This is a genomic window from Nocardioides sp. SYSU D00038, assembly GCF_016924665.1.
In the GTDB taxonomy this organism is placed as follows: domain Bacteria; phylum Actinomycetota; class Actinomycetes; order Propionibacteriales; family Nocardioidaceae; genus Nocardioides.
Genome location: NZ_JAFFJT010000024.1, coordinates 155,879 through 170,779, shown reverse-complemented (window position 1 = coordinate 170,779; position 14,901 = coordinate 155,879). Strand labels below are relative to the sequence as shown.

The following is a 14,901-nucleotide window of genomic DNA, read 5'->3' as shown; positions in this document are numbered from 1 at the left end:
CGCGATGCGCAGCCGCCTGCTCACCACCTGGCGCGAGGTCACGCTCGCGCGCCACCTGCTGCTGGCCGTGCTCGCCCTGGTGGCCGTGGTCGCGGTCGTCGAGAGCACCTCGGAATTCCGCAACCTCCAGCTCGCGTCGATGGCCGGGCTCGGCATCGCGGCCGGCGGCCTCACCGTGCTCACCGGGCTCAACGGCCAGATCTCGCTCGGGCACGGTGCGTTGATGGCGATCGGCGCCTACACCACCGCGCTGCTGCTGCCCGACCGCGAGGCGTCCACGCCCCTGGTCGTGGTGATGCTGCTCGCCGTCCTGGCCACCACCGCCGTCGGCGTGGTGGTGGGCCTGGCCGCGGCCCGGCTGCACGGCCCCTACCTCGCCGGCGCCACCCTCGCCCTGGCGGTCGCCGTGCCGGGCATCGCCCTCTACTTCAAGGAGACCCTCGGCGGCGAGCAGGGCCTGCGGGTCTCGCTGCCGGAGATCCCCGGCTGGATCGCCGACGCGGCGTTCTTCGTCACCGGCAGCGACCTCACTCGCAGCAGCTACGTCGCCTACCTCGCCTGGGTCACGCTGGTCGTGGTCTTCGTGCTGCTCGCCAACCTCTCCCGCAGCCGGGTGGGACGGCGCTGGCGCGCGGTGCGCGACGACGACGTCGCCGCCGAGCTCGCGGGCATCGACCTCGGCCGGGCCCGGGTCTCGGCGTTCGTGGTCAGCGCCGCGGCGGCCGGCGCCGGCGGTGCGGTGCTGGCGCTGACCGTGCGGCTGGCCGCGCCGAGCGGCTTCACGCTCACCGTGAGCCTCACCCTGCTGGCGGCGGTGGTGCTGGGCGGCCTCGGCAGCCTGGCCGGCGCGCTCGTGGGCGCCGGGCTGCTCACCTTCCTGCCGGGCGTCGTCACCGACGCCGGCACCGGCGCCGGCCTCACCGACATCCAGGCCGCCGAGCTGGCCCCGCTGGTCTACGGCGTCGTGATGGTGCTGGTCGTGCTGCTGGCCCCGAGCGGGCTGGCCGGGCTGGTCCGGTCGGCCGTGCTGCGGGTCCGCAGCCGGCGTACGCCCCCCGAGCCGCCCGTCGAGACGCCCGCACCCTCCCCCGACCCCTCACCGTCCACCACCACCTCGAAGGGAACATCACCATGAAACCAATCCTCCGGAGGTCGGCGCCCCTGGCCGGCCTGGTCGCGGCGACCGTGCTGCTCGCGGCGTGCGGCGCGGGTGGCCGCGACGACGACGACGGTGACGGCGACGGTGGTGGGGGCGGCGCCTCCGCGCCCGGCGTCACCGCCGACTCGATCACCGTCGGCGCGCACTTCCCGCTCACCGGGGTGGCGGCCCCGGGCTACAGCGAGATCCCGCTCGGCGCGCAGGCCTACTTCGACTACGTCAACGAGGCGGGCGGCATCAACGGCCGCACCATCGAGTACGTCGTCAAGGACGACGGCTACAACCCGACCAACACCAGCACGGTGACCAACGAGCTGGTGCTCGACGAGGAGATCTTCGCGATGGTGGGCGGCCTCGGCACGCCGACCCACGCCGCGGTCGTCGACTTCCTCAACGACGAGGGCGTGCCCGACCTGTTCGTCTCCTCCGGCTCGGCGCAGTGGGGCGACGACGTGGAGAACCGGCCGTTCACGTTCGGCTGGCAGCCCGACTACGAGGTCGAGGGCAAGATCATCGGCCAGTGGGTCGCGGAGAACATGCCGGACGCCAAGGTGGGGCTGTTCCTGCAGGACGACGACTTCGGCGACGACGCCGAGCGCGGCGTGCGCCAGTTCATCGACGACCAGATCGTCGCCGAGGAGCGCTACACCTCGGGCAACACCGACGTGGGGCCTCAGATCGCCGGCCTGCAGGCCAAGAAGGCCGACCTGGTGCTCGGCTTCGACACCCCGTCGTACACCGCGCTGAGCCAGCTGGTCTCGCTGCGGCTGGGCTACACGCCGAAGTGGTTCTACAGCAACGTCGGCTCCGACCCGACGCTCGTCGGCGGCCTGCTGACCCGCTTCTCCGAGGGCGCGGTCGAGGGCAGCGCGAGCTCGCTCGACGGCGTGATGACCACCGAGTACATCGCCGGCGTCGACAAGCCCGACGACCCGTGGGTGCAGCTGTGGCAGAAGGTCTGGGACGCCCACGGCAAGGAGGGCGAGCTCTCCAACTACAAGATCTACGGCATGTCGCAGGCCTACACCTTCGTGCAGGCCCTGGTCGCCGCGGGTGAGGACCTCACCCGCGAGGGCATCGTGGAAGCGCTCGAGGAGGAGGGCGCCGGCTTCGAGGGTCCCAACCTGGCGCCGTACCGGTTCAGCTCCGACAGCCACCTCGGCATCTCGGGCGTGTCGGTCGTCGAGATCAAGGGCGGTGTGGGCGAGGAGCTCACACCGGTGCTGACCAGCGACGTCGGCGACGCCGAGATCGTCGAGGACGACTCGGGCGCGGCCGAGGACGCCCCGCCGGAGAGCGGCATCCCCGAGTGAGCCGCTGAGCGACGACGCGGCGTCCGCCCCGCTGGGGGGTGGGGGCGGACGCCGCGACGGTGGCTGGCCGCGGCTGGGCCCGAACGTGGCTTGAACGGGGTGGTGCTACCCCTACCCCGGACTGGGGTGTGTCCCCGATGGCCGTCCGGGGTCCGGTCGCGGGAGACTGGTGCCATGTTCCGATCGATGCTGGCTCCGTTGCGCCGGCGCCTGCTCCAGGTGGCGGTGGCCCGCCGTGGCTCCGTCGTGCCCGACGTGACGACGCTGGGCAGGTTCCCGGACAGCTCGACGTACCCGCTGCGCCGCGACGGCGTGCACCCGGTGCCGCTGCTGGCCGAGACCCGCGAGCGCGAGCCGGTGACCCGGCTGACCCGGGTGCTGGGCATGGACGTCTGGCTGGTCACCGGCTACGACGAGGCGCGCGGCGTGCTGGCGGACGGCGCGGCGTGGAGCAACGACATGCGCCACCTGCTCGGCAACCGCAAGCGCACCGCCGCCGAGGGCATCGGCGGGCTCGGCATGACCGACCCGCCCGACCACACCCGGCTGCGGGGGCTGCTCACCCCCGAGTTCACCAAGCGCAGGCTGCAGCGCCTCCAGGTGCAGATCGAGTCGGTCGTCGCGGACGCGCTCGACGACGTCGAGCGGCGCGGCCCGGTGGTCGACCTGGTGCCGCACTTCGGGTTCGCCGTGCCGTTCCAGGTGATCTGCGACCTGCTCGGCATGCCCGACCACGACCGCGACGCCTTCCACGAGCTGGGCATCGCCCGGTTCGACCTGAGCCAGGGCGGCGCCGGGGTGTTCGGGGCGGCCACCGAGTCGCGCGAGTTCCTCATCGAGGCCGTGGCCCGCCAGCGCACCGAGCCGGGCGAGGGCCTGATCGGCGCCCTGATCCGCGACCACGGCGAGGAGTTCGACGACGTCGAGCTCGGCGGTCTGGTCGACGGCGTGTTCCTCGGCGGCTACGAGACCAGCGCCTCGATGCTGTCGATGGGCGTCTACCTCCTGCTGCAGAACCCCGACGCCTGGCAGACGCTGCGCACCGGCGAGCCGGCCGAGATCGACGCGATCGTCGAGGAGCTGCTGCGGCTGCTCTGCCCCGTGCAGGTCGCGTTCCCGCGGTTCGCCCGCAACGACGTCGAGCTCGGCGGTCACTCGGTCGCGAAGGGCGACGTGGTGATCGTGTCGCTCTCCGGCGCCAACCGCGACCCGTCGTTCGTGCCCGACCCCGACATGTTCAGCATCCGCGGCGAGCGCGGCGGCCACCTGGCCTTCGGCCACGGCCTGCACCGCTGCGTCGGCGCTGAGCTGGCCCGGATGGAGATCCGTACCGCCCTCACCGCCCTCGCCCGCCGGTTCCCCGACCTCCGCCTCGCCCCCGGCGTCGAGCCCACCTTCCGCGAGCTGTCGGTCGTGCACTCCCTCGACGCCCTGCCCGTGCAGCTGGCTCACGAGGACGCGGTGGTCGGGGCCTGACCCGGGGGGTGGTTTCCCCGGTTCACCGGGGAAACCCTGACTGGTCGGCCAGAACTCCGGCCGAGAAGTCGAGGTTCTGGCCGAGGAGTCGGCGCAGCAGCCACGTGGGTGGCCCGTTCGGGTCATGGTCCCTGAGGCCGACCAGGACGAGGGTGGACCCATGGCCAAGATCACTCCCTCGTTCGTCGTCGCCTCGCTCGCGCTCGTCGTCGCTTGCACCGGTGGTGCCTACGCCGCCACCAAGATCGGGTCCGCCCAGATCAAGAACAATTCCATCCAGTCCAAGGACGTCAGGAACCGCACGCTGACGGGCAAGGACGTGAAGGACGGCTCGCTGACGCGCGCCGACGTCCGAGCCGGGCTGCCCGCGACATTCGCTGGGGACGTCGTCATGGGCAACGGCGGCTTCGCCTTCCCTACGGGCCTGACCTACCACTTCCCCAGCGGCAACACCCCCGGCACCGGGGTGAGTCTCCAAGAGGCCGGCATGGTCGTCCCCGTCCCCGTGACGGCCCGGGACCTCGCCGTCACCTCGATGCCGGGAACCCGCTTCGCGATCGTGGTCAACGGCGAGGTCTCCGCTCTCAGCTGCGTGACCGGCACCGACGGCCGTTGTGCCAACCGCACTGCGCGGGTGCACATCCCTGCGGGTGCGGCCGTTGCGTTTCAGCAGTACCGAGACGTCGGCGGGGGCGCTGGCCCGATCGTGCCCTTCGCCTTCGGGTGGCGCGCCGTGGCGCCGTAGCCGCGTCCGCCGTTTGGTCCCGGCTGGTCTGCTGGTGCCATGACCGCGCGACTGGCCCTCCTCGGCGACTCGATCGCCTGGGGGCAGGGCGCGGCCCGCGAGCAAGACCGGCTCGGACCCCGCCTGGTCGACGGCCTGGCCCGGCACGGGGTGGGGGCCGAGCACCGGGTGTACGCCGTGCCCGGCGCCCGCAGCGCCCACCTCGCCGGGCAGGTCGACCGTGCCGTGACCTGGCCTCCCGACCTGGTCGTCGTGGTCATCGGCGCCAACGACCTCACCCACCTCGAGCCGGTCGAGCAGGCGGTGGCCGCGCTCGGCGCGGCGGTGCGCCGCCTCCGCCGAGCCGGCGCCGAGGTCGTGGTCGCCCCGGCGCCCGACCTGAGCATGGTGCCCCACGTGCCCGCGGTGCTGCGCGACGTCGTCCGCGCGACCTCCGACGCGTTCCGCGAGCGCCAGGTCGCTGCGGTGACCGCAGCGGGCGGCCACGTCGCCGACGCCGACCACCGCACGTCGGCGGCGTTCGCCGTCGACAGCACCCTGTTCTCGGCCGACCGGTTCCACCCGAGCAGCAAGGGGTACGCCGTGATCGCCGACTCCGTGCTGCCCGCGCTGGTCGAGGCCGCGCGGTCGCTGGCCTCCTGACCCGTCGCCGCCCCGCCGGACGGCGGCGTCAGTCGGCGGTGGCGCGCACGAGCTCGCAGCCGCGCAGCACGTCGCGCCGGTCGACGCCGTGGCTGTAGAAGACCTCGTCGCGGCCGGCCCCGCAGTCGATCACGTCGCGGCGGCCGTCGGGGTAGACGTGCACGCGGTCGGCGCCACCCCCGGTGATCACCTCGTCGCGCCCGGCACTCAGGTCGACCAGGTCGCTGCCACCGGCGGTGGCGACGCGGTCGTTGCCCTTGTTGTCCTGCACGTAGTCGTCGCCGGGCCCGGCCAGCACGACGTCGCTGCCCCCACCCGCCCGGATGTCGTCGTCGCCGCCCCGGCCGCGCAGCAGGTCGTCACCGCCCCTGCCCCGCATGGTGTCGGCCTCGGCGGTGCCGCGCAGCACGTCGTCGCCGGCCGTGCCGACCACCCGCTCCGCCGCAGCCGGCAGGGCGACGGCGACCAGCGCCAGCGGCACGGTGGCGAGCGCGGCGAGACGGACGAGCACGGGGCGGCGGGATGCGGTCATCGGTGGATCGTAGACGACGGGGAGCGGTAGTCACGGGCGATCGACATCCGAATCGGGCTCTCGGGCCTGCCGAACGTCCGTGACTACCCCGATGGGTCGCCCCGGCCGTCGCACCCCGGCGTGTCAGCCCTGGCTGGCGCGCTCCGGCTCCGAGGACTCGTCGAGGACGTCGTCGAGGGCCTCGCGTACCGCCTGCCGGGTGGCGAGCCGCACCGAGGCGGCCCGCTCGACCTCGGCGTTCTCGGCGTCGGCGACCCGCTGCCGCTCCTCCTCCTCGGCCGCCAGGGCCCTGTCGCGTGCGTACCGGATGCGTTCGAAGATCTCCATGCGGCGCGGTACCCGGGCGGCCGCCAGCCACAAGTGCCCGCCCGTGTCGAGGTGCACGAGCCGGGTACAGGCCCACCCCGACCCACCCCGGCCTCCCGGAGGACATCCCATGAACGACGACCGGCCCACCCACGACCCCGCCCAGGTGCACGACCAGCCCGACACCGAGGGCGAGCAGCTGCCCGACCCGGGGTCGCCGGAGTCGGTGACCCCGGAGATGGGCGAGCAGCCCGACCACGGCGAGGACAGCTACGTCGGCCACGGCCGGCTCACCGACCGGGTCGCGGTGATCACCGGCGGCGACTCCGGCATCGGCCGGGCGGTGGCGCTGGCCTTCGCCCGGGAGGGCGCCGACGTCGTGATCGCCTACCTCGAGGGCGAGGACGAGGACGGCCGCGAGACCGGCCGCCTGGTCGAGGACGCCGGACGCCGCGCCGTGCTGGTGCCGACCGACCTCACCCGCGAGGAGGCCTGCCAGGCGCTGGTCGACCGCGCCGTCGCGGAGCTCGGCCGGATCGACGTCCTGGTCAACAACGCGGCGTACCAGATGGCCCAGCCCGGCGGCATCGAGGACATCACCACCGAGCAGCTCGACCGGGTGATGAAGACCAATCTCTACGCGATGTTCTGGCTGTGCCGGATGGCGCTGCCCCACCTGGGCCGCGGGGCGTCGATCATCAACACCTCCTCGGTGCAGGCGTCCTCGCCGTCGCCGGAGCTGCTCGACTACGCCACCACCAAGGCCGGGATCGCCAACTTCACCCGCGGGCTGGCCGCGATGGTCGCCGAGCGTGGCATCCGGGTCAACTGCGTCGCCCCCGGTCCGATCTGGACGCCGCTGATCCCCGCGACCATGCCGGAGGAGAAGGTGGCGTCGTTCGGCGAGCAGACCCCGCTGGGCCGGGCCGGGCAGCCGGCCGAGGTCGCGACGGCGTTCGTCTACCTCGCCTCGGCCGACTCCAGCTACATCACCGGCGAGGTGCTGGCCGTCACCGGCGGGCAGCCGGTCACCGTCTGACCCCGACCGGTCAGGAGTCGCGCCAGCAGAAGAACTCCAGGAGGTTGCCGTCGAGGTCGAGCGCGGCGAGCTCGCGGGTGCCGTACGACGTGTCGACGGCGCTCCCCCGGTCGGTGGGGTGGAGCACGCCGGCCGCCGCCAGCTCGGCGTACAGCTCGTCGACCGCGGCCACGCCGTCGACCTCGATCCGGCAGCTCGCCGTGCCGGCGAGGAACGACTCCGCCCCGCTGCGCACCGGCGTCTCCGCGAGGTCGGCCGCGCCCCGCTGCCGCCACCTTTCATCGCCGGCCCGCCACAGGTGCAGGCGCACGTCGTCGCGCACCAGCACGGCGAACTCGTCGTCGCTGTGCACCAACGTGAACCCGAACCGGGTCGTGTAGTACTTCGCCGCTGCCACGACGTCGCGGCACGGCAGCGCGGGCACGGCCGCGGTGAGACGCACCCACCCAGCATCGCCCCCGCTCCCACGTCACGGCGATAGCCCGTCCGCGCCATTGCCGAGGCCGACCACGCTGGGGACAGTGGGGCCCATGCCCCGTCTGTCACCCTCCTTCGCCGTCGCCGCGCTGGCCCTCGTCGTCGCCTGCAGCGGCGGCGCCTACGCCGCCGCCAAGATCGGGTCCGCCCAGATCAAGGACAACTCCGTGCAGTCCCGCGACGTCCGCAACGGCACGCTCACGGGCAGGGACGTCAAGGACGGGTCGCTCACACCCGCCGACGTGCGCGCTGGCCTGCCGAGCACCATGTCAGCCGGTGTGGTCATGGGCAACGGCAGCTACTCCTCGGGCTGCCCGCAGAGCTTCCACTTCCCCGCCGGCCACACCCCTGGCAGCGGCGCGAGCAGCATGGCAGCGGCCGGCATGGTGGTCCCGGTGGCCCTGGTCGCACGCGACCTCACCGTCGTCACCGAGCGGCCCGGTGCCCAGTTCTACCTGCTCGTCAACGGGCAGCGGAGCGCGCTGACCTGCACCACGCCCGCCAGCAGCACCACCGGCTATCGCTGCTCCAACACCACCGCTCGGGTGCGCGTGCCGGCGGGGGCCGTGGTCGCGCTCGAGCAGTACCGCCTGATCAGCGGCGGTACGAGCGAGCCCGTGCCTCTCGCCTTCGGCTGGCGCGCCACCACCTCCTAGCTCACTCCGGCGGCGGCTCGTAGACTTGGTACGACGCCGCGGGCGCCGTCGTCGACGGGGTGCTCCGCTCCGCCGCCGGGCCGGTGCCGGTCTGGGCGTCGCGGACCGCCTTGCGCAGCGCGTCCTCGTCGTCCCCCCAGAGGTTGCCGACCTTGGTCTCCTCACCACCGGAGTGGACGAACTTCACGTTGTCCATGAACCCCGTGACCTCGATGTCCTCGATCTCGGTCACGGGGATCTGCAGCCACCACGACTTCTGGAGGTCGTCGAGCTCGTCGCGGATGCCGCCGACGACCCGCTGGGTGGTGACGCCCACCCAGTCGGTCGGCGGCGAGATCTTGGCGACGGCGAAGACCGCGAGCAGCCGCTCGCCCTCGCCGAGGCGCACCCGGATGCTGCGCACCAGCTCCGCCCGCTCGGCGTCGTCCTCGCCGTAGCGCGTCGAGACGAAGACGACGTCGTCCTCGCCGGGCAGCGGCCGGTCGCGGGGCAGCTCGCCCGGGCTGCCGTCGGGGTCGTCGGGCGGGACGGGCGAGCCGTAGGGCACGTACTCGGTCACGACTGCTCCTCTCGGCGGCACTCCAGCACCCGGAACCCCTTGGCGCTGGCGATCCGCGTCGTCGGGTGGCCCTGCTCGACGAGCCACCGCTGGAGGGAGTCTGCACCGAGGTTCTTCCCGACCACCAGCACCGCCCGCCCACCGGGCACCAGCCGCGGCAGCCAGGTGAGCAGCAGCTCGTGCAGCGCCTGCTTGCCGATCCGGATGGGCGGGTTCGACCAGATCTCGTCCCACTGCTCCTCGGCCGGCACGGCGTCGGGGGTGGTCGCGCGGAACCGGTCGGCGAGGCCGAGCGCGGCGGCGTTCTCGTTGGCGAGCAGGACGGCGCGCTCGTTGACGTCGACGCCGGTGACGTGGGCGTCCGGTACGGCGCGCGCGATGCCCAGCCCGATCACCCCCCACCCGCAGCCGAGGTCGAGGATCCGGCCGGGCGCGGGCGGCTCGGTCTCGCGGAACAGCACCGCGGTGCCGACGTCGAGCCGGCCCTGCGCGAAGACGCCCGAGCCGGTGACGACGTCGAGGTCGTGGCCCCACACCGACACCGTCACCGGCGTGCGCGTGAAGGCGACCGCGGGGTCGGCGGTGAAGTAGTGCTCGTCGCTCACACCGGCTCCCGCCTGGCCCGGGTCAGCTCCACGCGCGCGCCGAGCTCGGCGTCGGGCGGGTAGGCGACCTCCTCGAGCGTCAGCCCGTGCGCGTGGGCGACGCGCACCGAGGAGTCGCGCTCGCGGGCGGCCAGCCGCTCGGCAGCCCAGCCCACCGGCCGGCGCCCCTCACCGATCGCGAGCAGGCAGCCCACCAGCGCGCGCACCATGCTGTGGCAGAACGCGTCGGCCCGCACGGTCGCGACCGCGAGTCCGTCGTCGTCGCGCGCCCAGGTCAGGTCGTGCACCACCCGCACGGTCGTCGCCCCCTCGCGCTGCTTGCAGAACGACGCGAAGTCCTGCTGCCCGGTGAGCGCGGCCGCGGCGTCGTTCATCAGGTCGAGGTCGAGCGGTCGCGGCCAGGCCAGCACGTGCCGTCGGGCCAGCGGGTCGACCAGGGCGGGGTCGTCGCAGACGCGGTAGGCGTAGCGGCGCCAGAGCGCCGAGAACCTCGCGTCGAACCCCTCCGGCGCCTGCGCCGCGCGCCGCACCCTCACGTCGGGGTCGAGGATGCCGTTGACCCGCCTGACCAGCGCGTCGAGCGGAGGGTCGGTCGAGCGCCCGGCGCTCGCCGCCACTACGGCCTCGTCGACGTCGAGGTGCACCACCTGCCCGCGCGCGTGCACCCCGGTGTCGGTGCGCCCCGCACACGTCAGCCCCACCTCCGGCACCCGCAGCGCGGTCGCCACCGCCCAGGTCAGCTCCCCTTGCACCGTTCGCAACCCCGGCTGGGTCGCCCAGCCGTGGAAGTCGGTGCCGTCGTAGGCGACGTCGAGGCGGATCCGCACCCGCTCAGACTAGGGCGAGCTTCAGTTGAGGAGGGGCGAGTACCCACCGCTGGTTGAGGAAGGACGAAGTCCTGTCTCGAAACCCGGTGAGACGAAGGCCTTCCGGCGACCACCGCTGGTCGAGGTGCGAGGAGCCCCGGCGACGAGCCTCGAGACCCGGCGAGCCGAACGCCTTCCGCGACCCACCGCTGGTTGAGGAAGGACGAAGTCCCGTCTCGAAACCCGGTGAGACGAACGCCCTCCCTTGGGAACAGGAGGGCTCCCGGCTAACGAGGTTTCGAGACAGTTGCTAGCGCAACTTCCTCAACCACCGGTGCCCGCTGGTCGAGCAGCGAGCCCCAGCGAGGGTCGTCGAGACCCCGTACGCCGAACGCCCTCCCGCGACCCACCGCTGGTTGAGGAGGGACGAAGTCCCGTCTCGAAACCCGGTGAGAGAAGAACCCTCCGGTGGGAACGGGAGCGCTCCCGGCTCACGGGGTTTCGAGACAGTCGCTAGCGCAACTTCCTCAACCACCGGTGCCCGCTGGTCGAGCAGCGAGTCCCGGCGGGCGTCGTCGAAACCCCGTACGCCGAACGCCCTCCGGCGACCACCGCTGGTCGAGGAGGGACGAAGTCCCGTCTCAAAACCCGGTAAGAGAAGTACCCTCCGGTGGGAACGGGAGCGCTCTCGGCTCACGGGGTTTCGAGACAGTTGCTAGCGCAACTTCCTCAACCACCGGTGGGCCGAACGGCACAGATCGACACCCGGCCGCCACCTAGAGTCGCGCCATGCCCGACCTGACCCTGCGCCCCCAGCACCTGCGGCCCTCGCGCCTCGTGCACGGCCTGCTCAGCCGCTTCCTCGGCTGGGTCGCGGGGCTGTTCTCCGACGTCGAGGTCGTGGGTCTCGAGCACGTGCCGAGCCGGGGCGGCGCGGTGCTGATCTGCAACCACCGCAGCCTGTTCGACGCCGTGGCCCTGGGTGCCGCCCTCGACCGCACCGGGCGCGACGTGATGGTGCTGGCCAAGGCGGAGCTGTTCCGGGCCCGGTTCGTCGCGGCGGTGCTGCGCCGGGCCGGGGTGATCCCGGTCCACCGCGGCACCGAGCGCGCCGCCGACGCGCTCGTCGCCGCCGTCGCCAGCCTCCGCGGGGGCGAGCTGGTCGCGGTCTTCCCCGAGGGGACGATCCCCAAGGACGGCGTGCTGCTGCCGTTCAAGTCGGGCGCCGCCCGGATGGCGCTGCAGGCCGGCGTACCCGTGATCCCTGTCGTGCTCGTCGGCACCGACCACGTGATCAGCAGCAGCAACCAGCGGGTCAAGCGCACCCTGTGGCGTCGGGCCGCCGACCGCGCCGACATCGACGTCGTGATCGGCGCCCCGATCCACCTGCCGCCCGGTGACGGCCCCGACGCCGTCGACCGCGCCACCGAGACGCTGCGCCGGGCGGTCGTCGACCTGCTCGCCGTGCACGACCGGCCCCCACCGCCGTCGCACCGCAAGCGCGACCTCGCGCTGGCCGGCCTCGCCGGCGTACCGCTGATCGGCTGGCTCGTACGCCGCCGGCTCCGCCGCCGCTGACCCCCACGAGCAGCCGAGTGATGAGTTCTGCCGCCCGCACCCGTCACACCTACGACGGACCAACCAGGCGGAAGGACGAGACGATGACGGTGGACATGCGACCGGAGGAGCTGGGCGTGCACGATCTGGGCGAGGTCGACGAGCCGACGTTCACGCGGCTGGCCGAGCGACACCGGCGCGAGCTGCACGTGCACTGCTACCGGATGCTCGGCTCGTTCGAGGACGCCGAGGACGCCGTGCAGGAGACGTTCCTGCGAGCCTGGCGGCGGCGCGAGACCTTCGAGGGGCGCTCGACGTTCCGCGCCTGGCTCTACCGGATCGCCACCAACGCCTGCCTCGACCTGCTCGACCGGCGGCGGCCGAAGCCGGCGACCGGCGGCGAGGTGCTGTGGCTGCAGCCCTACCCCGACCGGCTGCTCGACGAGCTCACGACCGCCGACGCCGACGAGCCGGAGGCGGTCGCTGTCGCCCGGGAGACGATCGAGCTGGCCTACCTGGTCGCGGTGCAGCACCTCGCGCCGCGGCCGCGGGCGGTGCTGGTGCTGCGCGACGTGCTCGGCTGGCCGGCCAAGGACGTCGCCGACCTCCTCGGCGACTCGGTCAACTCGGTCAACAGCGCCCTCCAGCGCGCCCGCGCCGGCATGCGCGAGCACCTGCCCGCCGAGCGGCAGGACTGGACAGGCGACGAGTCGGACCCGACCACCCTCGACGTGGTGCGCCGCTTCACCGAGGCCAGCGTGGCCAAGGACGTCGACGCCATCGCCGCGATGATGCGCGACGACGTCCGCTGCTCGATGCCGCCCACCCCCGGCCTCCAGGTCGGCCGCGACGCCGTGGTCGCCAACTGGCTCGACGACGGCTACCCGGAGCTGGGCGAGCTGCGCACCGTCGCCACGTCGGTCAACCGGCAGCCCGCGATCGCCTTCTACCTCTGGCGCGACGACGAGCGCGCGTACCTGCCGCTCACGGTCGACGTGCTGCGCATCGTCGACGGGGCGATCGACGAGATCACGACCTTCCACGACGACCAGTTCCCGCTGCTCGGGCTGCCCGAGCGGCTGGTTGCGGACGGGGCCGAGCGATGACCACCGCCCCCGACACCGCCACCCGTCGTACGGCGCCCGGGTTCGCCGCCACCGGCCTCCTCGCCGTCGCCGCCGCGGTCGCGGCCACCACCCTCGCCGCCGCCCTGGCCCGCGCCGCCGGCGTCGACCTCGAGGTCTCCGGCGAGGACATCCCGGTCTCGGGCGTGGCCTTCATGACCGGCGTCCTCTCCCTCGTCGGCGTGCTCCTCGCCCTCGCGCTGCGCCGCTGGAGCACGCGCCCCGCCGAGCGGTTCGCTCTGACCGCCTGCACGCTGACCGCGCTCTCGCTGGTGCCGCCGTTCCTCGCCGACGCCGACGCCGCGACCACGCTCACCCTGGTCGGCCTCCACCTGCTCGCCGCCGCGGTGGTGATCCCCGCCCTGACCCGCACCCTTTGCACCCCGGCGGCGCCTAGGCTCTGAACCGTGAGCGACGTGCTGGACGACGGGCCGTTCTTCCACGGCACCAAGGCCGACCTGCAGCCCGGGGACCTCCTCACCGCGGGCTTCCGGTCGAACTACCGGCCCGAGGTGGTGATGAACCACATCTACTTCACCGCCCTCGTCGACGGCGCCGGCCTGGCCGCGGAGCTCGCCGCCGGCGACGGTGAGCCCCGCGTGTACGCCGTGGAGCCGACCGGTCCCTTCGAGAACGACCCGAACGTCACCGACAAGAAGTTCCCCGGCAACCCCACCCGCTCCTACCGCAGCCGCGACCCGCTCCGCGTCGTCCGCGAGGTCACCGACTGGACCCGCCTGAGCCCGGAGGCGCTCCAGGCGTGGCGGGACCGGATCGCCGCGCTTCGCGCGGACGAGCGCGCCGAGATCATCAACTGACGGGAACGCGGTGCACCGACGGCCGTCGACCTCTGCGTCAAACGCGGCGGTAAGACGCACCCACCGCGGCCCGCCGTCATGCGATTCCGAGTGGAAGGGCCACGCCGTTCATAGAGAATGGGCACGTGCCCCCTAGCCCAATCAACGGCGAACACATGGATGCGGTCGATGTTCGTCGCGGCAAGCATGACCACCAGAAGATGGCGACCCCCGACGATCTCAGCGAATTCCTCGAACGCATCGGTTCCGTGTCGACCGAGGCGCGAGAGCGGCTGGCTCAACTCGGCACCGAAGCCCGTCGGCCGGTCGAGGAGATCCTCTTAGCAATAATGGAGCTGTCACCCCGAGGGTGGTCCGTTGCGTCGATGCCAATCTCCGCCGTGCGCCGAGCACTTGGAGCGATCGTAGAAGAGTCGGGAGAAGAAGCTGATCAGCTTCTGGCTGACGTATTCGATGGTCCGGGCGCTGAGCGCTTGACGCGCATCTGCTCGCGGGTCGCGCGGATACGCGTCGAGGACGACGCATTGCGTGGGTTCTTCACCGAGCGCGCCCGGTTGCTGCGATTGGCGAGCGATCACCATCTGGCGGGTCGCTACGACGCGTCGATTCCCATCCTTCTGGCGCAGATCGAAGGCATCGTCATCGACATTAGCGGTGGAAAGAAGTTTTTCACCAAAGGTCGCCACAAGGCCGATCTCTCGTCTCCGGATCGTGCGGCCAGCTTGCTTGGCGGCCTCACCGCGCTGCAAGCCCTCTTCGGAGAGGATGTGAAGCACACCCAGGCTCGGGGCAGCCTCTCACGTCACGGCGTCCTGCACGGTCGAGAGTTGGCATACGACACCCGCGTCAACTCGGCTAAGACTTGGTCGGTCCTGGAGGCCCTTGTCGATTGGTCTGAGTCACGGGCTGTTGAGGAGGTACGGACGGCATGACCAAGCCCCGGAATGCACAGAAGGTTGCCGCAGTCGCGCTTCATGGCGGCGCTGTCGGTGGTGTCCGCCATCCTGTCTACTCTGCTCGGCCCCAACAATCCGTAGCGCACACACAGACAGTTGCAGCTACCTGCGCCGCGTGAAGACACGCTTAG

Annotated in this window: 18 protein-coding genes; 12 read left to right on the top strand and 6 right to left on the bottom strand. The window is 72.6% G+C overall.

All coding sequences use genetic code 11. The annotated features are described in order from the left end of the window. Positions 1 to 4: 4 nt before the first annotated feature. From JT721_RS14545 to JT721_RS14525, 5 genes are all read left to right on the top strand, one after another. The gene (locus JT721_RS14545; protein WP_205474014.1) at positions 5 to 1,135 is read left to right on the top strand and encodes a branched-chain amino acid ABC transporter permease; all 1,131 of its coding nucleotides are present in this window, start codon (positions 5 to 7) and stop codon (positions 1,133 to 1,135) included. Continuing rightward, on the top strand, positions 1,132 to 2,472 hold the full coding sequence (locus JT721_RS14540; protein WP_205473958.1) for an ABC transporter substrate-binding protein: 1,341 nt from the start codon (positions 1,132 to 1,134) through the stop codon (positions 2,470 to 2,472). Before JT721_RS14545 ends, JT721_RS14540 begins: the two co-directional genes overlap by 4 nt. A gap of 174 nt (positions 2,473 to 2,646) precedes the next feature. Further along, positions 2,647 to 3,948 carry a cytochrome P450 gene (locus JT721_RS14535; RefSeq protein ID WP_205473957.1) on the top strand — a complete coding sequence of 434 codons (1,302 nt, stop codon included), beginning with the start codon at positions 2,647 to 2,649 and terminating at the stop codon, positions 3,946 to 3,948. Between the two features lie 160 nt (positions 3,949 to 4,108). Beyond that, positions 4,109 to 4,693 (top strand): hypothetical protein, encoded by a 585-nt coding sequence (locus JT721_RS14530; RefSeq protein ID WP_205473956.1) that lies wholly within the window; start codon positions 4,109 to 4,111, stop codon positions 4,691 to 4,693. A 39-nt stretch (positions 4,694 to 4,732) separates the two neighbouring features. After that, on the top strand, positions 4,733 to 5,335 hold the full coding sequence (locus tag JT721_RS14525; protein ID WP_205473955.1) for an SGNH/GDSL hydrolase family protein: 603 nt from the start codon (positions 4,733 to 4,735) through the stop codon (positions 5,333 to 5,335). 28 nt (positions 5,336 to 5,363) lie between these two features. On the opposite strand, the gene JT721_RS14520 is transcribed toward JT721_RS14525, so the two are convergent. After that, a complete protein-coding gene (locus JT721_RS14520; protein ID WP_205473954.1) occupies positions 5,364 to 5,867 on the bottom strand; it encodes a calcium-binding protein in 504 nt (167 codons plus the stop codon). 123 nt (positions 5,868 to 5,990) lie between these two features. Then, complete coding sequence (locus JT721_RS14515) at positions 5,991 to 6,194, bottom strand: hypothetical protein (protein WP_205473953.1); 204 nt, start codon at positions 6,192 to 6,194, stop codon at positions 5,991 to 5,993. A 109-nt stretch (positions 6,195 to 6,303) separates the two neighbouring features. Between JT721_RS14515 and JT721_RS14510 the strand changes: the two genes are divergently transcribed. Further along, entirely contained in the window at positions 6,304 to 7,212 is a 909-nt protein-coding gene (locus JT721_RS14510) for a glucose 1-dehydrogenase (RefSeq protein ID WP_205473952.1), read from the top strand. A gap of 10 nt (positions 7,213 to 7,222) precedes the next feature. Here JT721_RS14510 and JT721_RS14505 read toward each other — a convergent pair whose 3' ends face one another. Then, a complete protein-coding gene (locus JT721_RS14505) occupies positions 7,223 to 7,654 on the bottom strand; it encodes a VOC family protein (protein WP_205473951.1) in 432 nt (143 codons plus the stop codon). 88 nt (positions 7,655 to 7,742) lie between these two features. Between JT721_RS14505 and JT721_RS14500 the strand changes: the two genes are divergently transcribed. Beyond that, complete coding sequence (locus JT721_RS14500) at positions 7,743 to 8,345, top strand: hypothetical protein (protein ID WP_205473950.1); 603 nt, start codon at positions 7,743 to 7,745, stop codon at positions 8,343 to 8,345. 1 nt (position 8,346) lies between these two features. On the opposite strand, the gene JT721_RS14495 is transcribed toward JT721_RS14500, so the two are convergent. From JT721_RS14495 to truA, 3 genes are read right to left on the bottom strand one after another with little or no spacing between them, the layout of a single operon-like run. Next, a complete protein-coding gene (locus tag JT721_RS14495) occupies positions 8,347 to 8,904 on the bottom strand; it encodes a hypothetical protein (protein WP_205473949.1) in 558 nt (185 codons plus the stop codon). Further along, the gene (locus JT721_RS14490; protein ID WP_205473948.1) at positions 8,901 to 9,509 is read right to left on the bottom strand and encodes a class I SAM-dependent methyltransferase; all 609 of its coding nucleotides are present in this window, start codon (positions 9,507 to 9,509) and stop codon (positions 8,901 to 8,903) included. The genes JT721_RS14495 and JT721_RS14490 overlap by 4 nt, the downstream gene beginning before the upstream one ends. Then, positions 9,506 to 10,336, bottom strand: coding sequence for a tRNA pseudouridine(38-40) synthase TruA (truA, locus tag JT721_RS14485; protein ID WP_205473947.1), 831 nt, complete (start codon positions 10,334 to 10,336; stop codon positions 9,506 to 9,508). Before truA ends, JT721_RS14490 begins: the two co-directional genes overlap by 4 nt. 768 nt (positions 10,337 to 11,104) lie before the next feature. Between truA and JT721_RS14480 the strand changes: the two genes are divergently transcribed. The 5 genes from JT721_RS14480 (at position 11,105) to JT721_RS14460 (ending at position 14,746) form a co-directional block, all read left to right on the top strand. Further along, entirely contained in the window at positions 11,105 to 11,893 is a 789-nt protein-coding gene (locus JT721_RS14480) for a 1-acyl-sn-glycerol-3-phosphate acyltransferase (protein ID WP_205473946.1), read from the top strand. 83 nt (positions 11,894 to 11,976) lie between these two features. Further along, complete coding sequence (locus JT721_RS14475) at positions 11,977 to 12,978, top strand: RNA polymerase subunit sigma-70 (RefSeq protein WP_240340753.1); 1,002 nt, start codon at positions 11,977 to 11,979, stop codon at positions 12,976 to 12,978. Beyond that, positions 12,975 to 13,400 carry a DUF6069 family protein gene (locus JT721_RS14470; protein WP_205473945.1) on the top strand — a complete coding sequence of 142 codons (426 nt, stop codon included), beginning with the start codon at positions 12,975 to 12,977 and terminating at the stop codon, positions 13,398 to 13,400. Before JT721_RS14475 ends, JT721_RS14470 begins: the two co-directional genes overlap by 4 nt. A 3-nt stretch (positions 13,401 to 13,403) precedes the next feature. Beyond that, positions 13,404 to 13,814: an NAD(+)--rifampin ADP-ribosyltransferase gene (gene arr / locus JT721_RS14465; RefSeq protein WP_205473944.1), complete on the top strand. Its 411-nt coding sequence runs from the start codon at positions 13,404 to 13,406 to the stop codon at positions 13,812 to 13,814. Between the two features lie 155 nt (positions 13,815 to 13,969). Next, positions 13,970 to 14,746 (top strand): hypothetical protein, encoded by a 777-nt coding sequence (locus tag JT721_RS14460; protein WP_205473943.1) that lies wholly within the window; start codon positions 13,970 to 13,972, stop codon positions 14,744 to 14,746. Positions 14,747 to 14,901: the final 155 nt, after the last annotated feature.

Excerpts from the sequence above, each read along its gene's own strand:
- JT721_RS14545 (WP_205474014.1), top strand. The coding sequence starts at position 5 with ATGCGCAGCCGCCTGCTCACCACCTGGCGCGAGGTCACGCTCGCGCGC.
- JT721_RS14540 (WP_205473958.1), top strand. The coding sequence starts at position 1,132 with ATGAAACCAATCCTCCGGAGGTCGGCGCCCCTGGCCGGCCTGGTCGCG.
- JT721_RS14535 (WP_205473957.1), top strand. The coding sequence starts at position 2,647 with ATGTTCCGATCGATGCTGGCTCCGTTGCGCCGGCGCCTGCTCCAGGTG.
- JT721_RS14530 (WP_205473956.1), top strand. The coding sequence starts at position 4,109 with ATGGCCAAGATCACTCCCTCGTTCGTCGTCGCCTCGCTCGCGCTCGTC.
- JT721_RS14525 (WP_205473955.1), top strand. The coding sequence starts at position 4,733 with ATGACCGCGCGACTGGCCCTCCTCGGCGACTCGATCGCCTGGGGGCAG.
- JT721_RS14520 (WP_205473954.1), bottom strand. The coding sequence starts at position 5,867 with ATGACCGCATCCCGCCGCCCCGTGCTCGTCCGTCTCGCCGCGCTCGCC.
- JT721_RS14515 (WP_205473953.1), bottom strand. The coding sequence starts at position 6,194 with ATGGAGATCTTCGAACGCATCCGGTACGCACGCGACAGGGCCCTGGCG.
- JT721_RS14510 (WP_205473952.1), top strand. The coding sequence starts at position 6,304 with ATGAACGACGACCGGCCCACCCACGACCCCGCCCAGGTGCACGACCAG.
- JT721_RS14500 (WP_205473950.1), top strand. The coding sequence starts at position 7,743 with ATGCCCCGTCTGTCACCCTCCTTCGCCGTCGCCGCGCTGGCCCTCGTC.
- JT721_RS14480 (WP_205473946.1), top strand. The coding sequence starts at position 11,105 with ATGCCCGACCTGACCCTGCGCCCCCAGCACCTGCGGCCCTCGCGCCTC.
- JT721_RS14475 (WP_240340753.1), top strand. The coding sequence starts at position 11,977 with ATGACGGTGGACATGCGACCGGAGGAGCTGGGCGTGCACGATCTGGGC.
- JT721_RS14470 (WP_205473945.1), top strand. The coding sequence starts at position 12,975 with ATGACCACCGCCCCCGACACCGCCACCCGTCGTACGGCGCCCGGGTTC.
- JT721_RS14460 (WP_205473943.1), top strand. The coding sequence starts at position 13,970 with ATGGATGCGGTCGATGTTCGTCGCGGCAAGCATGACCACCAGAAGATG.